The sequence below is a fragment of the Streptomyces brasiliensis genome (genome assembly GCF_014647875.1).
Taxonomy (GTDB): Bacteria; Actinomycetota; Actinomycetes; order Streptomycetales; family Streptomycetaceae; genus Streptomyces; species Streptomyces brasiliensis.
This window is the reverse complement of the sequence record NZ_BMQA01000093.1, coordinates 1-20194: the sequence shown is the minus strand read 5'-3', so window position 1 is coordinate 20194 and position 20194 is coordinate 1. Positions and strand designations below refer to the sequence as shown.

Here is a 20194-nt window from a genome sequence, read left to right as displayed (position 1 = left end):
AAGGGCGACCTGGCCGCCCTGCTGGCCGGCGGCGACACGTGGACCGTGGTGGGCTGACCGCCCGGTGAGGTCTGCGACGACACCACGGACCGGCAGGGCGCGCCGTGACCTCGCCGACCGTCTGTACCGCGAGGTCCGCCACCGCCGGCAGCCGCGCGTGCGGGAGCGGGCGCGGCAGCAGGCGGCGGCCACGCCACCGCCTGCAGACCTGGATCGACACCCTGGCATGACGCCACCCGCGCCGCTGGATCCGGCGTCATGACCGCCGTCGCCCTGCGGATCCCGATGCCCTGGACGAGCCTCTGCGCGACGCGGCGGCCACGCCGTGCACGTCTCGTCGCTCGACGGCTGCGTCCTGCGCGCCGTACGCCGTCGGACGACCCCCGACGCGGCCCGCCGCCCGGCCTGTTTCGCCCCGCTCGGCCGGGAGGATGCGAGCGGCGCGCCTCGGCCCCGCGGGCACCGGCTCAGCGCCCGGCGAGACCGTCCACCTCGGCGGAGAAGAGCTGTGCGGCGTCGAAGCCCATGCCGGTGAAGTGCCCCGCGAGTTCCAGGGACAGCACACCGTGCAGCCGTGTCCAGAAGGTCAGGGCCCGCCGCAGCACGGGGGCCGGGGCGCGATGGCCGCCGTCCCACTGCCGGTGTTCGGCGAGATGCGCATCGAGCGCGGTCTCCGCGGCCTGCGGGAGGTCCGCGGTCTCCGGGATGCCGGCGCAGGCGTCCAGCAGCGTCGCCATGATCTCGGCGGCGATCGCGGTGGCGTCGTCGGGTGCGTGGTAACCGGGCACCGGTGTGCCGTAGATGAGGAAGTACCGCTGGGGATCCCCGAGCGCCCAGCGCCGCATCGCGTGCGCCAGCCCCGCGAGATCGGCGCCGTCCGCGGCGGCGGCCCGGAAGGTGTCGGCCAGGCTGCGGTAGGCGTCCATGACGAGTTCGGTGATCAGCTCGTCACGGCTGCCGAAGTACCGGTACAGCGCCGGCCCGGTCATCCCCATCCGCCTGGCGATGGCGTTGAGGGAGAGGGCCGAGGCCCCCGCGCTGGCGATCTGCTCCCAGGCGTGCTCCTTGATCTCCGCGCGCACCTGGGCCCGGTAGCGGTCCCGGGGCGATGGGGTGGTGCGAGCCAAGGCGGCCACCTGCTTCCTTCCGCTCTCCAATAGCGAGTTAGACCCTATCACGCACACAACACCATATAAAAAAATCTTCCGCCATCCCTTGACGGAAGAGGCTCCCGGTCCCCACCCTGGTTCTGTTACACCTTCTAACTAACGCAACTCCATCTATCCATGCCGGAGGCAGAGGCAATGAACGAGGCGACCGCAACGAACGGAACGCACGGAACGCACGGAACGCACGGAACGCACGGGACGGCCGCAGGCGTGTGCACGGAGGTCGTCCTGCCCGGCAAGGTCGAACCCGAGGGTCTCCAGCTGCGCCGCGTTCCGCTCCCCGTGCCGGGCGCAGGCCAGGTCGTCGTCCGCATGGAGGCGACCGGCGTCTCCTTCGCCGAGCAGCAGATGCGGCGCGGCCGCTACTACGACCAGCCGCCGTTCCCGTTCGTTCCGGGATACGACCTGGTCGGCACCGTGCAGGCGGCCGGCGACGGCGTGGACCGCGCCCTGATCGGCACGCGTGTGGCGGCACTGACGAAGACCGGCGGCTGGGCCAGCCATGTCCTGCTGGACGCGGCGGACGTGGTCGAGGTGCCCGAGGGCGTCGGCGCGGCCGAGGCCGAGACCGCGGTGGTCAACGGCATCACGGCCTGGCAGATGCTGCACCGTAAGGCCCGTGTCCGGTCCGGCGGGACGGTCCTGGTCCACGGGGCCAACGGCGGAGTGGGCTCGCTCCTCGTCCAGCTCGCCCTCGCCGCCGGAATCCGGGTCATCGGCACGGCCTCCGCCCGCCACCACGACGCCCTGCGCGCCCTGGGTGTCACCCCCGTCGACTACCGCACCGAGAACATCCCCGCCCGGGTCCGCGAACTGGCGCCCGGCGGCGTGGACGCGGTCTTCGACCATGTCGGCGGCCCCGGCCTGGCCGACTCCTGGCACCTCCTCGCCCCCGGCGGCACCCTCGTGTCGTACGGCAGCGCCGCCACCCGCGACGACACCGGCTCCAAGCAGTGGCCCGTGCTCAGGCTGCTGGGCCGCGTCTGGATGTGGAACGCGCTGCCGGGCGGCCGCCACGCCTACTTCTTCAACGTCTGGGCCGGCCGCGCCTTCTCCAGGGCACGCTTCCGTGCCCGGCTGCGCGCCGACCTCACCCAGGTCCTCACGGCCCTGCAGCGCGGCGACATCACCGCGACCGTGGCCGCCCGACTCCCCCTCGCGCAGGCCGCCGAGGCCCTGCGCCTGGCCGAGTCCGGCACGGTCAGCGGCAAGGTCGTTCTGGTCCCGTGACGTGACGTCACCCGTCCGGACGGCTGTCTGTTACTCACTTTCGGATGAGCCTGGCGCCCGGCCGGGAGCCCGTCCTCCCGGCTTCTCCGCAAAAAATCCTCAACATGTACATAAATGTGCAAGCCAAGTAAGAGTCACGGAAATATCCGCAATACGTAACATCCCTCGCGTCGCTCGTACGATCGCCGGACCCGGCTAGCAGGGTGTCGTCGCGCGGCCACCCGGCCGCCCGGCCGCCCCACCCCGTGCGGAACACGGCGGCCCGGAACACCGCGCCCCACGGGGCGCACCCACCCTGCAAAGGGGGACTTCGTGTCCGTTTCCTTTCCCGTATCCGTCCGCCGTCTGAGCGCTGTTGCCGTGGCCGCGGCGTCCTGTGTCGGGGCGATGGCGCTGCCGGCGTCGGCCGCCGGCCCCCGCCACGACGCCCACCGCGACCAGGTCGCCATCGGCGGGGTGCACTCCCGCTCCGACCGTTCCCTCAACGGGGAGTGGGTGGAGATCAGGAACAACGGGCGTGGCGATGTGAACCTGTCCGGCTGGACGCTCTCGGACTCCCAGGGCCACACCTACACCTTCCGCCGCTTTTGGCTGGACGACCGCTCCACGGTCCGTGTCCACACCGGCTTCGGCCGCGACAGCAGCCGCGACCTGTACCAGAACCTCCGGCGCGCCGTCTGGGACGAGAGGGACACCGCCACCCTGCGCGACAACCGCGGCCGCTTCATCGACGCCACCTCGTGGGGCTACGGCCGCAACGACCGCAGCGACGACAACCGCAGCCACCGCAACGACCGCGACGACCACCACCGCGACGGCGGTCGCCGCCACTGACGCGACCGCACAGCCACCCCCGACTGCACAGCGACGCCGCAGCGGCGGCAGCGGCCACCGGGCCCCTGCCGCCGCTGCGGCGTGGGATCGGGACGGCCGCCGTCGCGCCGGAACAAGGACCGGGAGCTGGGCGTTCGTGTGAACATGGTGATCAGGCTCGCGGAGAAGGGCGGCGACGTGATGAGCGACAACGAGAAGAAGGCCTTGCTGGCGGGCGGCTGTTTCTGGGGCATGCAGGAGCTGATCCGCAAACAGCCGGGCGTCCTGGACACCCGGGTCGGGTACAGCGGCGGCGAACTGGCCAACCCCACCTACCGCCGGCATGACGGCCACGCCGAGTCGATCGAGATCGTCTACGACCCCGCCGTGACCGACTACCGCACGATCCTGGAGTACTTCTTCCAGATCCACGACCCGACCACGAAGGACCGCCAGGGCAACGACATCGGCAGCAGCTACCGCTCGGCGATCTTCTACCTCGACGACGAGCAGAAGAGCGTCGCCGAGGACACCATCAAGGACGTCGAGGCGTCGGGCCTGTGGCCGGGACGGGTGGTGACCGAGGTCGTACCCGCCGGGCCGTTCTGGGAGGCCGAGCCGGAGCACCAGGACTACCTCCAGCGCTACCCGGACGGCTACACCTGCCACTTCCCGCGCCCCAACTGGCGCCTGCCCAGGCGCGCGGAGGCCTGAGACCACCGCCCCAGGCCGCAGCGCCGACGGCCGGCACGGGGCCTACGGCCGCCAGTTGCGCACCGCCGGGGCGTACCCGGCGGGCTTGTCCCCGACCTTGGTGCCGGGAGTGATCAGCTGGTTCTGGTAGTCCGGGGTGAACATCTTGTACACCGACCGGGCGTCACGGCGCTCGCCTCGTCGAGCCTGGTGCGCAGTTCGCCCGGCAGCTCGAAGTCGAGGGCGGCCAGATCGGCGTCGAGCTGCTGCGGGGTGCTCGCCCCGACGATCGCGGAGGCGACCCCGGGCTGGGTGGCGACCCGGTTGAGCGCGACCTGGGCCATCGTCACCCCGAGCCGGCCGGCGACGCTCTCGAGGACCTCGAGCAGCTGCCACTCCTGCTCCGTCCGCGACGGAGCGGGAGTGCTGCTGAAGCGCCCCTCGCCGGCCACCCCCTTTGCCGTGCGCCGGTACTTGCCGGTGAGAAAGCCGCCGCCGAGCGGGCTCCACGCGGTGATGCCGAGGCCCAGGTTCTGTCCCATGGGCACGTGCTCGGCCTCGACGGTCCGGTCGATGGGGGAGTACGGCACCTGCAGCGGGACGAGCGGTTCGAGCGCGTGCGCGTCCGCATACGTCTGGGCCCGCGCCGCGTACCAGCCGGGTACGTCCGACAGACCGGCGTAGCGGATCTTCCCGGCCCGGGTCAGGTCGTCGAAGGTCCGTTGCCGCCGGCGTTCGGGTCCGTGGGGTCGGTGCTGCAGGTGTACTTGGTGGTGAGCACCAGGGTCCCGGAGCTTGGCCTCGGCGATGAGATCACCCAGCATCGTCTCGCTCTCACCGGCGGTGCAGAAGTCGGCGGTGTCGATGAAGTTGCCGCCCGCCTCGAGATAGCGGTGCAGGATCGGCCGGGCTTCCTCCTCGCTCTTGCCGTAGGCGGCGTGGAACCCGCCGGTGCCGAAGTTCATGGTGCCCAGGGCCGGCCGGCTGCCCCGCAGCCCGGAACGGCCGAGCAGGAAGTACTGATCCAACGGCCTGTGTCACTCCATTCGGACGGCAGGTCCCGGCGGCCTGTTCGGTCCGGCGCCCTGCACCCCAATTTTTGGACCTGCAAGTCCAGAAAGTGGGGCCGGAAACCGGGCCGCCTCCGCCTCACGCGCCCAGGGCCGGCGCACCGGGCCGGCGCACCATGAAGACGTCGACGGCGTCCTGGGCCTCCACGGTGAACCCGTGCCGCTCGTACAGCCGCCGGGCGGCGCTGCCCCGCAGGACGTTCAGCCGGACGGCCGCGCCCTCGGCGTCGGTCCGCTCCAGCAGCGTGCGCAGCACGGCCGACCCGAGCCCCCGCCCCTGCAGGGCCGCGGCGAGATAGAAGTGCTCCAGCAACCACCCGTCCCCGGCCGGCCGCACCGTGACGCACCCTGCGAAGGTGCCGCCGGCCTCGATGACCGACGTGTACCGCGGGGAGAAGGAATCCCGCAGCCGCTGCCGCACCCGCTGCTCGTCGAACCGCCCCAGCCGCTCCAGATCCGGCCGCAGCACCACCGCCCGCAACTCGGCGATCACCTCGACGTCCCCCGGCCCGGCAGCCCGCAACGCCCACTCCGCCGACCGCCCCGTCCCGCCCCTCGCACGCACATCCATGGCCGGAGTGTCCCAGCGCGCCGCAGTGACCACACTCGCGGGGGCGGGGCGAGACGCAGGTCACATCCGTACGGGTCACACTGCGGGGCGGCTGCCGGGTCCAAGAGGTGCAACCGATCCCGACAACGACTCAGGAGCCCACCATGGAAGCTCGGTTGAACCTGATGGCCAGCCCGGTCGCGGCCAAGGCCCTGAAGCACATCGTCGCCGCGGGCAGGGCCCTCGCCGAGTCGACCCTGCCCGCCGCGACACGCGAACTGGTGATGCTGCGCGCCAGCCAGATCAACGGCTGTGCCGGATGCATCGACATGCACACCAAGGACGCCGCGCACGCAGGGGAGTCCCCGGTACGCCTGAACCTGGTCGCGGTCTGGCGGGAGGCGACGGTGTTCACCGAGGCCGAGCGCGCCGCCCTGGAGCTGGCGGAGCAGGGCACCCGTCTCGCCGACGCGGCCGGCGGCGTCCCGGACGAGGTGTGGGCGAACGCCGCCAGGTACTACGACGAGGACCAGCTCGCCGCCCTGGTGGCCCAGATCGCGGTCATCAACGCCTTCAACCGCGGCAACGTCATCACCCGGCAGCCCGCCGGCGACTACCAGGTGGGCCAGTTCGCCTGACCGGGAGCACCCCGCACGCCCGGGGCGCCCTTGCCGGTGTCCGGGGCGTGACGCAGTACGCCATGAAGCGTTGAACTCAGCGGTCGTGGTGGCGAAGTGCCCGATCCCGGCGGGATGTTGAGCGCTCCCGGAGGGAGGGGCGGTCAGGAACGAGGATGGACTCAGCCTCCGTAGCACCTGAAGGTGAGCCCTACAAGGGTGTTTGCTCAACCGCCGTGCCAGCAGGGAGAATCGAACTCGTGGCCAACGCACTGAAGGACTTGGTGAAGAGCCGGTTGGAGCAGCAGGGCTGGTCCTACGGCGATGTGGCCCGGCGCGGCGGTATCCCGCGTTCCACCGTGCACCACCTGGCGACGGTCACGCAGGTGACACGGATGCCGCAGCAAGGCACACTGGAGGGCCTGGCCAGGGGGCTGGAGCTGCCGCTGGATGCGGTGCGCCGGGCGGCCGCGGAGGCGTGCGGCATCCACCTGTATTTCGAGAACGGCACCGGCACCGCGACCGACGACCCGGAGATCGCGACCCTCATCGCGAGCGTGCAGCGGCTGTCCGACGCCGACCGCCGGCACGTCACCGCGCTCATCGAGTCCCTGCTGCGCGACGCCCCTGCGCGGGACGCCCTCTAAGAGCCGTCACGTAGTTCACGTGACGTCCGATGGGTGGGCGGAACGCTCCGGCGTGGGCCTTGTGCCGCGTGGTCGCGGGTCGGGTCTCATCCGGGGTTGTGCTGCTTTTTTGTCGGATGTGCCGAGCAGAGGCCCGCCGCCTCGACGCAGCCTGATCGGCGACGGCACCGATAGCCTCGACCGCGTGATCGATGAAGGAACTCGGTGGCGTCGGTTCGCGGCGCTCCTGCCACCCGCTGACGCCGGGGAAATTTTGGACTGCTGGGACATCGGGGAGCAGGAAGCCGGACTCGACCAGCTCGTGGCCGGTCTTTTGAAGCATCAGGTGCCGATCAGCGAGACCGTGCGGGCCGAGATCGCTGTGGCGGCCGAGGTCTGGGGCATGCGGACTGCGCTCGCTCCCGGCCTCGGCCGATGCCTCAGCGGCGGTCAGGAGGACGTCGGGCTGAGGCTGATCGAGCACGCCGACACCGTCCCGTTGCCCGGATCCTCCGTGGGGGACGGCACGGCGCCGGCTGATCTCCTGGTCGTCCCGTGGATTGCCTGCACGCGTTGCGGCCAGGTGCTCGCACGTGCGCACGGTCAGGAGCCATGGGGTGACCTGTCCTGCCTTGCAAGGCACTATGTGCTGTTCTTTCCCGGGCGCAACACGTCGACGGGTCTGTTCGCCCCCGACTCGGCGTGGGACGCCTTGGCGCAGTTGCGTATGTTCTGCGCTCAGGCATAAGCACTCGTCTCGGCAGCCGCACGACCATCAGAAACGACGTCTGAAGCGGGGCGTCCCCTCGCCAGATCGTTGATGGAAGCGCTGGAACAGCCAGACGGGCAGAAAGGGTGCGTCCACGGATGCGGCCGGCAGGCACACAGGCATCCGGGTGAGCACTCACCAGCCCTCGGGCCGCACACCTGTAACGTGGCGGCTGCATGAGCGTGCACGGTGATCCCGGCCTCCGCGCCGGCGACGCGACCACCGACCCGGCGGATCTTCCCCGGTCACGGCACCAGACATCTCGGCACCTGCGTCCCAATACATGGCAAAGCGTCAGATCACCGTAAAAAATGTTCCGTTGGGGCTATCCTCTCCTCACACGGGCCTGAATCGCCCGAATCCTCACGAGGGAGGGGGGCCATGTGCTTGTCGTCCATGGGGTGTTCGCGACCGCCGTTGTGCGGGATCGGACGGGAGAGCCGGTGGTCCTGCTTTCCGGCGAACTCCCCGATACACTCACGCCCTCCGGCCTGAACGACCTGATGAACCTGGCCGCCGCGGTGCTGAATACGGACGAGCTGGATCTGTTCTACAAGTGCCTGGCCGCACTGCGCTGCGGGGAGAAACTCTCCGAACGCCGCATCTGGGTGAACGGGGCCGTGCTCACCATCTACCGGAGCTGACGTTGCGCAGGAACGTTTCCCAAGGAAATGATCTCCGCGCAGGCATGCTGGGGGAGCGAGGCAGCCGTCACACTAGGGCGGACGTTGCCTGATACGCCATGAGCAGGGAGAATCGATCTCGTGGCCAACGCACTGCAGGATTTGGTGAAGACCCGGCTCGAGCAGCGGGGCTGGTCCTACGGCGATGTGGCCCGGCGCGGCGGTATCCCGCGTTCCACCGTGCACCACCTGGCGATGGTCACGCAGCTGGCCCGCATGCCGCAGCAAGGCACCCTGGAGGGCCTGGCGAGGGGGCTGGAGCTGCCGCTGGATGCGGTGCGCCGGGCGGCCGCGGAGGCGTGCGGCATCCACCTGTATTTCGAGAACGGCACCGGCACCGCGACCGACGACCCGGAGATCGCGACCCTCATCGCGAGCGTGCAGCGGCTGTCCGACGCCGACCGCCGGCACGTCACCGCACTCGTCGAGTCCCTCCTGCGCGACGCCCCCGGCCGCGACGCCCGGGCCGAGTCCGACACGGCCTGACCGAGGACCCGTCTCCGGTTCACCGACCGGACGCCCGCCGCCCGCCGCTCACCGCCCGTCCGTCAGGGTCCGCAGCCATCTGATCACCGCGGCCACCACCTGGTAGTCGAGCTCGGCGATCCGGGCGACGGCCTGGACATCGCCCGTACGCACCGCGATGCAGGCCGCGTCCAGGGCACAGTGCAGCATCACTTGGTGCGCCTGCGCGGCCGGCAGGTCCTCGCCCGGGCGCATCTGGGGGCGCAGCAGCGCGGAGATGGGCAGCGGCGGCGTCGGCTGTTCCGAGGTCACGTTCCCGTTCCTCTCATCAAGGGGCGATCACCGCTGCGCCGCCCCTTGAGCCCGGCCCGGCGCATGAGGAGTTCCACCGTCCCGTGGCTGACGGCGATGCCGTATCGCCGGGTGAGTTCGCTGTGAATGCGCCGGTATCCGTAGGTGGCGCCCGAGGCGGTGTGGATCATGGTGATGAGCTGGGTGAGCCAGGCGTGGCGGACGGAGCGGGCGGAGGGGCGGCGGGAGCGCCAGGTGAAGTATCCGGACTCGGTCACGCCCAGCACACGCGTGGCGGTCCGCACGGGCAGACCCTCGCCGGCCATCACGTGGACGGCCTCGAATCGCCTTTTGGGGACACCACATCGCGCAGCAGCTCCATCGCGCGCCGCAGGACGGCCAGTTCGGTCTCCAGCTCGGCGATGTGCTTGCGCGCGGCCTTGAGGTCCGCCCCTGCCGGCGGCGCGTGCCCTGCTCGGCCGGGATGCGGCAGATGCCTGCGCCGCCACTGGTAGACCGTCTGGTCGCTGAGGCCGAGAGCGAGGGCGACCTTCTTGACGGGTTCGCCCTCGGCGAGCAGATCCAGGGCCTTGCGGCGCAGTTCGGGCGGGTAGCGCATGGGCGTCGTCCCTGTCGTTCGCCGGGGTGGAAACAACTCCCCGGGCCTGGTGGTGCGGGCCAGGCCCGGGGAGGCGGTGGGGCTCCGTACGGAGCGTGCGGCGGCCTAGTCGATGTGGCGCCGCAGGGTGACGGTGGGCCTGAAGCCCAGCGGGTCGACGGTCGCGCCGCGCGGTGCGGCCGCCACTGCGGCCTGGAGAAGGCTCACGACCTCGGCGGCCAGGGAGTCGGCGCGGCCCTTGACGGCGTCGATCGACTCCCGGCTGCTCTCCAGCTCCGCCAACCGCCGCTCGTACGCGGCGAGTTGGTTGCGGGTGGACTGGCTCAGCGTGAACCGGTACGGCGTGGAGACGATGAACTGGTAAGCGCCGGCGAAGGTCTGGCAGCCCTCGCAGTGGTCGTTGACGGCGCTGCTGGTGTTCGAGGCGTTGAGGCGTGCGGCCCCGGTGGCGGTGACGATCTGGAAGGACACCGCGACCGAACGGCACGGCCGGTCGATGGAGCAGCCGGTGGAGCGGGCGATCGCCCGGTTGCGCACCCCGGCGCCGACGACCGTGCCGAGCTGGTGGATCGTGAACTCGTCGTCGTAGTCGACGCGGTGCCTCGGACCGGCCGAGGAGCGCGCTTCGTCCAGGGCGATGCCGACACCGCTGGTGACGCGTGATCCGGTCACCGCGCCGGCCGGCGTCACGGTCGCAAGTCCGGTCAGGCAGACGGTGGTCAGCATGCCCAGGCGCATGGCCGTGCGGCCGGTGGTGTGGGTGCGGGGTTTTCGGTGGCTCACTGATGTTCTCCTTTTGCGGTCGTACGGGCGGCACGGGGCCGGGAGGTCACGAGACGAGGGGGCCGGGGAAGCTCAGGGTGGGCGTCGGGAATCCGCTGTCCGGGGGCGAGGCGGACGGTGTGACGCTGGGCGTGGCGGCCGGGGAACTGGGCGTGGGCGGCGTCGAGTTCTGCCCGCGGCTCGGGCTCGGGCTGGCCTTCTTGGGCGACGGGGCGACGGACGCGGTCTCGGTCTCGGCCGGGGGAGAGGCGCTCGCCGTGGTGGCCTCGTCGGACGGAACGGCCGAAGGGCTGGGCGTGAGCGAACTCGCTGCCGGTGACGGGTCGGTGAGCACGGGCGGCTCGGGCTGGGCGTCGTCCTGCGGTGTCTCGGCCGCGGGTGAGGCCGGCGCACGGAGTGTGGGCACGCCGGGCTGGAGCAGGGGGACGATCGGCGCCCCCGGCGGCAGCGGCTTGGGTGTCATCCCGCCCACCCAGGCGGCGGTGAGCGCGCCGGTGGCGGCCAGCGTGCCGGCGCAGACGGCCAGGCGCAGCCGGGCGTTCCCCTCGGTGGCGCGGAAAGTGGCGCGCACCAGCCGTCCGATGAGGCGCACGCACAGGTACGCCGCGCCGGCCAGCGGGCACAGGAGCATGAACTCGCCGACGACGCCGACGAGTCCGGCGGCGATCTGGCCGTCGGCGAACGCGGACCAGGTGCCGACCGCCTGCTCCGACAGGGAGCGCAGCCCGGTCGCGAGCAGACGCGGCAGGTTCCACAGGACGTAAGCGAGTTCGGCGACGATCAGCGGCACCATGGTCAGCACCCAGGCGGTCACGATGATCCGCGCGGAGCGCTTGAGACCGGCCGCCTCCGCGGGGGTGGGCCGGCCCGGCAGCATGCTCACCAGGATGGGTTTGATCTTGCCGAAGAGGTCGGGGATCCCGGCGAGGTCGCCGAGGATGTAGTAGCCGTCCAGCCGGAGCGCAGGCATCAGCTGTTCGAGGATCTCGAAGTGCACCAGGTAGATGGCGGCGAGAAAGAAGGGCTGGCCGGTGACGACGTACGCGCCGGCCAGCCCCAGGACGAACACGCTGTTGAAGTAGACCCCGCCCAGGTCGGTGCGGATCCGGCCGGCCCGGTTGACGCGGTAGACGTCGGTGACGTCGGTGTACATCGACGGCCAGATCAGAAAGAGGCCGAACCCGATGCTTCCGGGCCGCGCGCCGCCGTAGCGGCACGCCGAGGCGTGACCGAACTCGTGGAACACCAGCGAGGCCACGATCAGCACGAACACGGCCAGCATCAGCACCGGCTGCTCCAGCACCTGGAGCACCGGCTGCATCGCGCCGTGGTAGGCGAACAGCCACAGGTCCAGTGCGGCGACCGCCGCCAGGACCGCGACCACCACCGGCGGGCGGTGCAGCCACGCCAGTGCCTTCGCGATACGGGCGACCTGCCGTTCGGGGAAGATCACCCGGTGGCCCTTGAGGACCAGCAGCAGGTCGGAGCGGGGGCCGGTGACCGGCTGGTCGTCCTCCTGGCCGACCGGGACGGTCAGGCCGAGCGGTTCGAGCTTCTGCTCCACGAGGTACTCGACGTTGTCCGCGCTGATCTCGCGTCCGAAGCGGCCGCTGACCCGGTGGGAGATGCCCTCGGTGTCGCGTACGCCGTCGATGGCCTCGACGACGAGATAGAGCAGCCGCGACAGCTGGACCACCTGTCCGTCCCCCCGGCGGACAAGATACTTGCGTTCCCTGAAGCCGGATCCCTGGTATTCGCCCAGGCGTTGAAGCCCCGCACCCAGGCGCGGGACCGGGAAGAGCGGTTCGGCGCATCCGTCCCCGGGAAGCGCCTCGACCCCGTCCCAGACCGCCGTCCCCGCGGGAGTGGGGTCAAGGGCCCCCTGACCGTTGGCCACCGTGTTGTCCTCCCTCCCCGGTGCGGACCGCGCCGTCATGAACACGGTCCGCACGCCAGCGGCTGTTACTGGCTGATGTTGATGGTCTGGTTGGCCTCGGAGGCCGCGATGGCCTCGGGGGAGTTGAGGTTCGTGGCCAGCGAGTTGTTGTGCGCGTCGACGTAGGCGACGTGCCGCGTGACGTTGGTCGTCTTGACGAAGCTGAACTTCAGCCGGCCCAGGGCCTCGCGGCCGGGCAGCAGTTCGGCGGACTCGGCGTTGAGCTGGTCGTTGTTCATGGTGAATCCTCTTTCGGTGAGCGTCGGTTACTGGACGGGAAGGGTTACTGGGCGACGGAGATCGACTGGTGGCCCGCGGACTGCGCGATGGCCTCCGGCGAGCAGGCGTTCACCGCCAGCGAGTTGTTGTGCGCCGAGACGTAGGCGACGTGCTTCGTCACGTCGGTCGTCTTGACGAGGCTGAACTTCAGCCGGCCCAGGGCCTCGCGGCCGGGCAGCAGTTCGGCGGACTCCGCGTCCAGCTCACGCATGCCGAGCATGGTGATTCCTTTACTGAAGGGGGCATGGGCAGCCGTATCCGATCCGGAACGTCCACCCACACCGGACGATCTGTCTGACGAGATTGGACAGTAGCCCGTCGTGAAACCCCCTACAACCACTTCACGCACATCACCCCTCACCGGACACATCGCCCACGCAGAGAACGGGCAGGTGACAACAGCCGCACCCCCGGAACGGACCTGGACCGGAAGGGGGCGCGCTGCCACCCGATCGGGTCAACTCAGCCCCATCCGGACCACGTTGCCGCCCTCAGCCGTAGCTATCCTCTCGACCCGCAAGACGGGTGAACCGTCCGAAACCTCCGCGAGAGGGGTGCACGTGCTTGTCGTCCACGGAGTGTCCGCGACCGCCGTCGTACGAGACCGGACAGGAGAGCCGGTACTCCTGCTCTCCGGCGAACTACCCGAGGCCCTCACCCCCTCCAGCCTCGACGAACTGCTGAACCTGGCGGCCGCGGTCCTGGACGCGGAAGAGCTCCAGCTGTTCCGGACCTGCCTGTCCGCCCTCAGCTGCGGAGAAAAACTCGAGGAACGCCGCATCGAGGTGAGCGGAGCCGTCCTCACGGTCTACCGGAGCTGACTACGCAGAACACGGTCCGCACCCGCACCGCAAACACACGGTTCCCGCAGGCCGACCCCCTATCGAACAACAAACAACAAAGAATTCGTCACCACGTTTCCCGGGCCACCCGCACCCACTTTTTACATTTCACGACGGCCGCCGGAAAAGCCACGACATGCCGAAATCGGTTCACCTTGAAGAGTGTTTCCACCCGCACCCGGACGAGCCCGGAAGAGAACAAATAACCAGAGCTCAAAGCGTGTTCAGGCACCCCGCACCCCGCCACGCATTGTGGTCCGGAAAGCGGCCGGAACCCGATCGGACGAATGAGCAGAGGAGAGCGGCCAAGTAATGTCTGGCACGCCATCCGGCAATTCACCGAAACCAAGGAGAAACACGGTGAGAAATCTGGCACGCGCTACGGCGACGGCGGCCCTGACCGTCGCCGCGGTCGCCATCCCCCTCACGGGCTCGGCCATGGCCTCCACCACCGCGGCAGCCCCCTCCCACTCCCACCGGCTCCTGCACAACGCCCACAACGGCCACGGCTGGTGCAGGGACTACCGCTACGACCGCGGGTCGCACTACGGGAACCGGTGGGACGACTGCGACTACCGCTGGGACCGCTGGGACCGCGGGGGCTACTGGAGCAACTGGAAGTACCGCGACTACGACGACTACCGGCACTGCAACCACCGCTTCTGACCCACACTGACCAAACCACCGCCCGCCCTGGGGCTCCCGGAACCAACACCCGGGAGCCCCACATCTGTTGCAGGGGCCGGGCGCGAACCGGGGGCCGCGGGCCGGGTGTCCCTCGCTCCCTCCGACGGCAACCATCAAGACCACGGCCGCCCCGCCAGGCTCCCGGACGACACCGCCGACCGGGACAAGTGGCTCACCCCGAGGAAGAAAGCCACGCTCCTGCGTCTGGAACGCGAAGCAGCGCACCGCGAGAACTTCCGCAAGCGCGGCGAGAAGGCCTCCCACCGCTTGCGGCACACCTACGACCAGATCAAGCAGCTCCGCGCAACAGCCACGCGCCGCACCCTCGACCGGCAGCACCAGACCACCACCTGTCTCGCCCGCACGTACGGCACGGTCGTGGTCGAAACACTCACCATCACGAACACGGTCAAGTCCGCGAAGGACACCGTCGAAGAACCGGGGAAGAACGTCAGGCAGAAGGCCCGTCTCAACCGCTCCACCAGCCAGGAGGCATGGGGCCGCACGGTCACGACACTGACGTACAAGCTTGCCCGGCCCGGCAGCACCCTGCACAAGGTCCCGGCTCCCGGAACATCCCTCCTCGGCCCGCCAGGCATGACACCCCTCACGCGGGCCCGGTCGACACGCCGGCGGCCCACACCCCGGGCGCTCCCATCTCGGTGAGCTCGCCGTCGGCCGACCTCAGCCACCGCTCGACACCGACCTCGCGCAGGAACCGCTCGTCATGACTGACCCGCGCCCCGGGAGAAGGACAGGTTCGAGCAGACGACGGAAACGCCGGATGACCGACCTCCACCCGTTCCACGGCCGACAGCGCCCGCCATATCCGGATGACGCAGCCCCGACACCCGCCAGCGCCACCCATCAAGCCGGTGATGGCAAGGCCGGCTGGCCACCACCTGCAACCTTCGACGCCGTCAGAACGCTCTACATGCACATGGCCAAGATCCTGCACGGCACCGGAACACTCGCCCGGCAACTGGCGCACTTCGCATGGCTCCAGGCACGCTGCTGCGCCTTCGCAGCCGCCCTCTTCGGCGGCATGGCAGCCTCGACACAGCTCCCACCGCTCCCGGTGGCGCACTACGACCTCCTGCTCGCCTACGGCGTCCTGCTCACCGCCGCGGGCTGCCTGCTGGGCTGGGAGACCAGACGCGAGGTGGCCGTCGTAGCCGCCTGCCACATCCTGGGGCTCGCTTTCGAACTGGTAAAAGTGCACGTCGGCTCATGGAGCTATCCCGAACCGGCACTGACCAAGATCGCCGGCGTCCCGCTCTACGGAGGATTCATGTACGCCGCCGTCGCAAGCTACGTCTGCCGCGCCTGGCGGCTGCTCGACCTGACGATCACCGACTACCGCACCCGCGCCACCGCCGCACTCGCCATCGCCCTGTACGGCAACTTCCTCACCCACCACTGGCTGCCCGACCTGCGCTGGCCGCTCGGCGCCCTGCTGCTGGCCGTGACGGCAGGATCACAGGTGCACTTCACGATCGACGAGCACCGGCACAGGATGCCGCTGGCCCTGTCCTTCACCCTGATCGGCTTCTTCCTGTGGCTCGCCGAAAACCTCGCCACCTACCTGGGCGCCTGGCGATACCCCGACCAACTCGACGACTGGCAACCGGTCCCACTCGCCAAATGGGCCTCCTGGGCCCTCCTGATCAGCATCACCTTCGTCATCAGCAGCTCCCGACGGCACACCTCGAACGACACGGGAGACGGACCCAACACGCTGCTCCGCCGGACGTCATCGGCGTGACAACGACGGCTGAAGGCGAATCCGGTGGCCGCAGCATGCGCAGATATCAGTGCGAGTACCTGGACAGTACGAGGCGGCCGCCGGGTTTCAGGCGCTCGGCAACACGAGGCACGAGCAGGTGCGGGCTGCTGAACCACAAGGCGCCGTAGTTGGAGCAGGCGGCGTCAAGTTTCGGCAGGTGCGGCGTGACGGACACAGCGTCGCCCAACCACCACTCCAGAGTGTCGAGGGCGCCGAAACCGGTGGCTGCCTGGTGGATGCGGATGGGGGAGACGTCGATTCCGATGCCACGGGCGATTCCGTGGTTGATCAGGCCGGCTAACTGAGCGCCGTGACCACACCCGAACTCGGCGAGGATTGCGCCGGCGAGCAGGCCGAGCAGTTCACTGCCGGGACCAGGTGCGGGCCTGAACATCCACTCCCTCGCCTTGGGCCGGTCACGACGAGGTCCATGGCGGCAACCCGAAACCGCGATCCGCGCTGGAAAACCCCGGCATCGGCTATGTTCTCGCGGTGGCCCGCTCAGCCGAAATGACCACCGACGCAGGCACGTTCCGCGCTGATGTGCTGCTGAAGAAGGTGCCGAAGAAGGCCTGGCAAAAGCTTTCGGCCGGACACGGAGCGAAGGGACAGCGGTTCTACGACTGGGCCGTCATCGACCTCGTCGAGGTGGCACTGGGCCACCACCAGCTCCCGGGGCCGTCGCAACCGCACCACCGGTGAACTCGCCTATCACCGCTGTCACTCCACCACGTCGGCATCCCTGACCACCCTGATCAAGGCCGCAGGTTCCAGATGGCGGGTGGAGGAAACCTTCCAAAGTGAGAAGGGGCTGGCCAGACTGGATGAGCACCAGGTCCGCCGCTACCCTTCCTGGGCCCGCTGGGTAAACCCCCGCAATGCTGGCCCAGCCTTCCTCACCGTCGTCCGCGCCGACGAACACGCACACCGCCCCACACCGGGCGACCTGATCCAGCTGACCTGCAACGAGATCCAACGCCCTGTTCATCAGTGTTGTTGTCCGGCCCGTTCACGGCCCGGCCCACCGGCTCAGCTGGTCCGCCTGGCGACGCAGCCACCAGGCGCGATCACGAGCCAGCCATTACCGAAGACAAGTGTGACTGAGCACTTCCGCCGACCACCCTGAGCACCGAAGTTGGTCGCCCCGAGCCAAAAGCTGAAGGGCTCATCGGTCGCCGGGAGTAGGTCCTGCGCCTCAGGCGCGCTTCGCGCCTGCTTGGCTAGGGTCGGTCCTCATGGAGACCACAGGAATCGTTCGTCGCCAGACCGCGGAGCGTATGCGCGACGCTCTGGAGCGGCTCGTTACCGAGCGGGATGTATGGATGTCGACGGCTCACCCTGATCACGGGCCGCACCAGGTGCCGCTGTGGTTCTTGTGGGATGGGCGAGCAGTGTGGATGTGCACCAGCGCCACTTCCGTGACTGCGCGAAACGTCCGCAAAGAGCCGCGCGTGCGCCTGTCACTACCGGACACCTTCGACGTGGTGCTCCTCCAGGGCGAGGCGGAGTGCTTCCCGGACCAGGAGGTGCCCGGAAGCGCAGCGGAGGCGTTCGCCGACAAGTTCGGGTGGGATCCACGCGCGGAAGAGGGTCCCTTTCTGTATGTACGCGTGGTCCCGAGGACTGTGCGCGCTTGGCGCGGCGAGCCAGAACTACGCGGAAGAGTCATCATGCGCGACGGGATGTGGCTGGAATAACGGCCGTCCCTCGCCGACGCGCCTCTCTCGGATCACGATCTACAGCTGGAATATTAGGCGGAATCACAGTGCCGAGCACTATGACGTGCGATGGCCTCGGAGGGGCTCGGATATGGGCCTGGCGGGGGGCACCATCGAGGATGTTGATCGCGGGATGGAGCCGAAGTCTGCTGCCACGCCGAATAGTTGGTTGTGGTGGTGGAAGTCGAGGTGTTGGAACAGACGGCGGCTGCTGCAGCCGGGTCGGTGAGGTGCTGCCGACGGCACCGGCCCCTGCGACAGATCCCTCCTCACGCGCTTTGCGAGCTCGGCGTGCACCCGCGAGGCGTTCCCCCACAATGCCGACAGTCGCCGCACCTTGGGCGTCACCGTGAACGGCCCACGGGCATCCGACCAGACCCCCCGCCAAGCTTCCGATACACAGCGCGCAGCCACAGTGGAGCGCCTGCTCCGGTCCTGATGCTCGCACGATGAGCTGACGTCTACTCATGTGCGGTTGATGGCTGCAGCATTGGCGCAGGCGGAGCGGCCTGTGTAACGGTGGCTTGCCGCCAGCCACGAGTCATGCTCCCGGTCCCCCACGGCACACGGCCTCACGACACGAGTTCCGGCATAGCAGGGGCGGCTCTGGACCGACTTGCTGGGACGCCACTGTCTGAAGCCGCGGGGTGTTGAGTGGTCCGCGCTTGGCGTGGCCTCTGACTAAAGGCTGCCCCGCAATGATCAACTGACTCGACACAGTCAGCGTCGGGGATGCCCACCTTGGGCCGGTCTACCCGGCGAGGGCGAGGTTGTGCAGGCGGGCGATGCCGAGCACGGCGTGATGAACGCCGTCGCCTTTCAATCGGCAGTCGCGGAGGATCTTCCAGCTCTTCATGCGGGCGAAGGTGTGCTCGACGCGGGCACGGACCTTGCGGTGCGAGCGGTTGCGTTCCTCTCCAGGCCGGGAGTTCGGCCTGGCCTGGTTCGCGGCGGTGCGGGATCACCAGGCCAGTGCCGCGGTAGCCGCCGTCGGCGATCACCGTGGTGTTGCCGACGGCGGCCTTCGCTCCGGACAGCTCCCATGCCTTGCAGTCGTTGCGGTTGCCGGGCAGAGGCCGGCCGACTGCGACGACCAGCATGTATCGGCATCAATGAGCACCTGGTGATTGGTGGAGTACCGGTAGTTTTTCGACTGCTCGGCCACCGCATGGTCACGTATGGGGACCAAAGTGCCGTCCACGATGAGCACAGTGTCCGTGCGGAACCGTCGGCGCGGGCGCAGTGCGAGCATCGGCGCGAGGCGGCTGATGATGCGGTCGGCCGCAGACTTCGAGATTCCGAACAGCAGCGCGAGCTGGCACAGCGTCAAGTTGGTGCGCCAGTACGCCGCGACCAGCAGGACGCGGTCCTCCAGGGGCAGGCTCCACGGCCGGCCTCGGCGGACCGTGTCCGCTCCCTCGCGGCGCAGGGCGGTCACCAGTTTGCCGAAGCAGCGCGGGCTCAGCCCGGTGAACGGGCCTATCCAGGACGGCTGCAACGCCGTGATCACACCAGCCACGCATCATTTCACCCCGGCGTGGGCCAGGCCCCTCATCCGCCTTCTCGTCGGCCGGCCAGACGGCGCCGCCACCACAGGTCAGAACGCCACTGCCGATGAGTGGCGAACGGATCCGACAGCGTGCGCTCAACGTACCTGGTATCCAGGGCGCGCACGCGGCGCTCTAACTCGGCTCGGGCCCCAGGAGGCAACTGCCGCAGGACTTCCTCAAGCACGTCGCGAGCGTGCCGCACGTCGTCGAAGGAACAGTCGCGGCACGAACACTCCGCATCCTGCGGATACAGAGGTCGTCGTCCTGGTGGTTGCAGAAACGCTCGATACCGCCGTAGCGCACGGTCGGTGGCACCGGGGTAGACGTAGCAGTCGCCTGAGAGTCTCTCTACTCGACCTATCGCGACGCTGGTTCGGGTAGAGAGGCCGTGGATCCGGTCTGGAGGCAAGCTCCACGACACGGGGAGAGTGTTCAGCGCGCAGCACGCAGCGCGCCGGGCCGCTTACGCCACATCGGCCTTTCGGTACGTGGACATGAGCATCATCATGCCAGCATCTACGGTCCGACGACGGCCTGGAAGCCGCATCCGGCATCGGCCGATCGTCCAGGACTCAACTCCGCCTGCTGTCCGAGGCGGAGTAGCGGTACAGCCCTTAGGTGGCCGGAAAACGCGTCGGGCGTACTCACACCGCGCATAATCAAACTGGAAATAGAAGGAACTGAGGAAGGATTATATCTAGTGCTCTGCAAGGGGATTAAAAAATCGACCCGGGGAGGGAGGCATTCGAAATGCGGAGGTTTTATTCGGTTCCGGAAGCCGTAATCGAGCGGGCTGCTGAAAGCATGTCTGCTCGCTTTTTTTCGGCCGGCCGGTTCGGCCCGGACCCCACCTGCCCAGCTGCGCCTTCCAGTGATTCGCGGAGTGAATCACTGAACCGAATTGCGGAGCAATTCGGTCACCGTCACGGAGTGACGGTGTATCAACTTCCTTGCGGAGCAAGGAAGTTGGCCCGCCGCGTAGCGGCGGCGCGTCGTGTCTGCGGAGCAGACCTCGCGC

At 69.2% G+C, this 20194-nt stretch carries 24 protein-coding genes and 2 pseudogenes; 14 read left to right on the top strand and 12 right to left on the bottom strand.

Features of this window, described 5'->3' with window-relative positions; genetic code table 11:
• Positions 1-467: 467 nt before the first annotated feature.
• Positions 468-1127: a TetR/AcrR family transcriptional regulator gene (locus IEZ19_RS45350; protein ID WP_189317243.1), complete on the bottom strand. Its 660-nt coding sequence runs from the start codon at positions 1125-1127 to the stop codon at positions 468-470.
• A 252-nt stretch (positions 1128-1379) separates the two neighbouring features.
• Here IEZ19_RS45350 and IEZ19_RS45345 point away from each other — a divergent pair, with 252 nt between their 5' ends.
• The 3 genes from IEZ19_RS45345 to msrA all read left to right on the top strand — a co-directional run bounded on the left by IEZ19_RS45345 (position 1380) and on the right by msrA (position 3926).
• The gene (locus IEZ19_RS45345) at positions 1380-2399 is read left to right on the top strand and encodes a medium chain dehydrogenase/reductase family protein (RefSeq protein WP_229841585.1); all 1020 of its coding nucleotides are present in this window, start codon (positions 1380-1382) and stop codon (positions 2397-2399) included.
• A gap of 312 nt (positions 2400-2711) precedes the next feature.
• Positions 2712-3233 (top strand): lamin tail domain-containing protein, encoded by a 522-nt coding sequence (locus IEZ19_RS45340; protein WP_229841584.1) that lies wholly within the window; start codon positions 2712-2714, stop codon positions 3231-3233.
• Between the two features lie 180 nt (positions 3234-3413).
• Complete coding sequence (gene msrA / locus IEZ19_RS45335) at positions 3414-3926, top strand: peptide-methionine (S)-S-oxide reductase MsrA (protein WP_189317241.1); 513 nt, start codon at positions 3414-3416, stop codon at positions 3924-3926.
• A gap of 113 nt (positions 3927-4039) precedes the next feature.
• Here the strand turns inward: msrA and IEZ19_RS45330 are convergent, their stop codons facing one another.
• Together IEZ19_RS45330 and IEZ19_RS45325 are read right to left on the bottom strand one after the other, a co-directional pair.
• Positions 4040-4933 carry an aldo/keto reductase gene (locus IEZ19_RS45330; protein ID WP_229841583.1) on the bottom strand — a complete coding sequence of 298 codons (894 nt, stop codon included), beginning with the start codon at positions 4931-4933 and terminating at the stop codon, positions 4040-4042.
• Positions 4934-5054: 121 nt separating this feature from the next.
• A complete protein-coding gene (locus tag IEZ19_RS45325; protein ID WP_189317238.1) occupies positions 5055-5546 on the bottom strand; it encodes a GNAT family N-acetyltransferase in 492 nt (163 codons plus the stop codon).
• 143 nt (positions 5547-5689) lie between these two features.
• Between IEZ19_RS45325 and IEZ19_RS45320 the strand changes: the two genes are divergently transcribed.
• From IEZ19_RS45320 to IEZ19_RS45300, 5 genes are all read left to right on the top strand, one after another.
• The gene (locus IEZ19_RS45320) at positions 5690-6163 is read left to right on the top strand and encodes a carboxymuconolactone decarboxylase family protein (protein ID WP_189317237.1); all 474 of its coding nucleotides are present in this window, start codon (positions 5690-5692) and stop codon (positions 6161-6163) included.
• Positions 6164-6402: 239 nt separating this feature from the next.
• Complete coding sequence (locus IEZ19_RS45315) at positions 6403-6789, top strand: helix-turn-helix domain-containing protein (protein ID WP_189317236.1); 387 nt, start codon at positions 6403-6405, stop codon at positions 6787-6789.
• A gap of 109 nt (positions 6790-6898) precedes the next feature.
• The gene (locus IEZ19_RS45310; protein ID WP_189317235.1) at positions 6899-7516 is read left to right on the top strand and encodes a hypothetical protein; all 618 of its coding nucleotides are present in this window, start codon (positions 6899-6901) and stop codon (positions 7514-7516) included.
• Positions 7517-7980: 464 nt separating this feature from the next.
• Positions 7981-8181 (top strand): hypothetical protein, encoded by a 201-nt coding sequence (locus IEZ19_RS45305; RefSeq protein ID WP_229841582.1) that lies wholly within the window; start codon positions 7981-7983, stop codon positions 8179-8181.
• Positions 8182-8301: 120 nt separating this feature from the next.
• Complete coding sequence (locus IEZ19_RS45300) at positions 8302-8706, top strand: helix-turn-helix domain-containing protein (RefSeq protein WP_189317234.1); 405 nt, start codon at positions 8302-8304, stop codon at positions 8704-8706.
• Between the two features lie 48 nt (positions 8707-8754).
• On the opposite strand, the gene IEZ19_RS45295 is transcribed toward IEZ19_RS45300, so the two are convergent.
• The 7 genes from IEZ19_RS45295 to IEZ19_RS45265 all read right to left on the bottom strand — a co-directional run bounded on the left by IEZ19_RS45295 (position 8755) and on the right by IEZ19_RS45265 (position 12804).
• Positions 8755-8997, bottom strand: coding sequence for a hypothetical protein (locus tag IEZ19_RS45295; protein WP_189317233.1), 243 nt, complete (start codon positions 8995-8997; stop codon positions 8755-8757).
• The gene (locus tag IEZ19_RS45290; protein WP_189317232.1) at positions 8994-9281 is read right to left on the bottom strand and encodes an IS3 family transposase; all 288 of its coding nucleotides are present in this window, start codon (positions 9279-9281) and stop codon (positions 8994-8996) included. Before IEZ19_RS45290 ends, IEZ19_RS45295 begins: the two co-directional genes overlap by 4 nt.
• Before the next feature lie 20 nt (positions 9282-9301).
• Complete coding sequence (locus tag IEZ19_RS45285) at positions 9302-9595, bottom strand: helix-turn-helix domain-containing protein (RefSeq protein ID WP_189317231.1); 294 nt, start codon at positions 9593-9595, stop codon at positions 9302-9304.
• A gap of 105 nt (positions 9596-9700) precedes the next feature.
• Positions 9701-10378 carry a hypothetical protein gene (locus IEZ19_RS45280; protein WP_189317230.1) on the bottom strand — a complete coding sequence of 226 codons (678 nt, stop codon included), beginning with the start codon at positions 10376-10378 and terminating at the stop codon, positions 9701-9703.
• A gap of 46 nt (positions 10379-10424) precedes the next feature.
• Positions 10425-12275 (bottom strand): hypothetical protein, encoded by a 1851-nt coding sequence (locus IEZ19_RS45275; RefSeq protein WP_373297156.1) that lies wholly within the window; start codon positions 12273-12275, stop codon positions 10425-10427.
• Positions 12276-12340: 65 nt separating this feature from the next.
• Positions 12341-12553: a hypothetical protein gene (locus tag IEZ19_RS45270; RefSeq protein ID WP_189317229.1), complete on the bottom strand. Its 213-nt coding sequence runs from the start codon at positions 12551-12553 to the stop codon at positions 12341-12343.
• 44 nt (positions 12554-12597) lie between these two features.
• Positions 12598-12804, bottom strand: a complete 207-nt coding sequence (locus tag IEZ19_RS45265) for a hypothetical protein (protein ID WP_373297157.1) — start codon at positions 12802-12804, stop codon at positions 12598-12600.
• Positions 12805-13153: 349 nt separating this feature from the next.
• On the opposite strand from IEZ19_RS45265, the gene IEZ19_RS45260 reads away from it, so the two are divergent.
• The 4 genes from IEZ19_RS45260 (at position 13154) to IEZ19_RS45245 (ending at position 15887) form a co-directional block, all read left to right on the top strand.
• The gene (locus IEZ19_RS45260) at positions 13154-13414 is read left to right on the top strand and encodes a hypothetical protein (RefSeq protein ID WP_189317227.1); all 261 of its coding nucleotides are present in this window, start codon (positions 13154-13156) and stop codon (positions 13412-13414) included.
• A 381-nt stretch (positions 13415-13795) separates the two neighbouring features.
• A complete protein-coding gene (locus IEZ19_RS45255) occupies positions 13796-14101 on the top strand; it encodes a hypothetical protein (RefSeq protein WP_189317226.1) in 306 nt (101 codons plus the stop codon).
• 105 nt (positions 14102-14206) lie between these two features.
• Positions 14207-14788: a hypothetical protein gene (locus IEZ19_RS51990; RefSeq protein WP_506005014.1), complete on the top strand. Its 582-nt coding sequence runs from the start codon at positions 14207-14209 to the stop codon at positions 14786-14788.
• A gap of 268 nt (positions 14789-15056) precedes the next feature.
• Positions 15057-15887: a DUF817 domain-containing protein gene (locus IEZ19_RS45245; protein ID WP_189317225.1), complete on the top strand. Its 831-nt coding sequence runs from the start codon at positions 15057-15059 to the stop codon at positions 15885-15887.
• Between the two features lie 46 nt (positions 15888-15933).
• Here IEZ19_RS45245 and IEZ19_RS45240 read toward each other — a convergent pair whose 3' ends face one another.
• Positions 15934-16302, bottom strand: coding sequence for a class I SAM-dependent methyltransferase (locus IEZ19_RS45240; RefSeq protein ID WP_189317224.1), 369 nt, complete (start codon positions 16300-16302; stop codon positions 15934-15936).
• A gap of 14 nt (positions 16303-16316) precedes the next feature.
• Between IEZ19_RS45240 and IEZ19_RS51985 the strand changes: the two are divergent.
• Positions 16317-17008: pseudogene (locus IEZ19_RS51985) on the top strand (transposase family protein); the annotation flags it as partial.
• Positions 17009-17143: 135 nt separating this feature from the next.
• Entirely contained in the window at positions 17144-17605 is a 462-nt protein-coding gene (locus tag IEZ19_RS45230) for a pyridoxamine 5'-phosphate oxidase family protein (protein WP_189317222.1), read from the top strand.
• A gap of 772 nt (positions 17606-18377) precedes the next feature.
• Here the strand turns inward: IEZ19_RS45230 and IEZ19_RS45225 are convergent.
• Positions 18378-19145 (bottom strand): annotated as a pseudogene (locus IEZ19_RS45225) (transposase).
• Positions 19146-20194: the final 1049 nt, after the last annotated feature.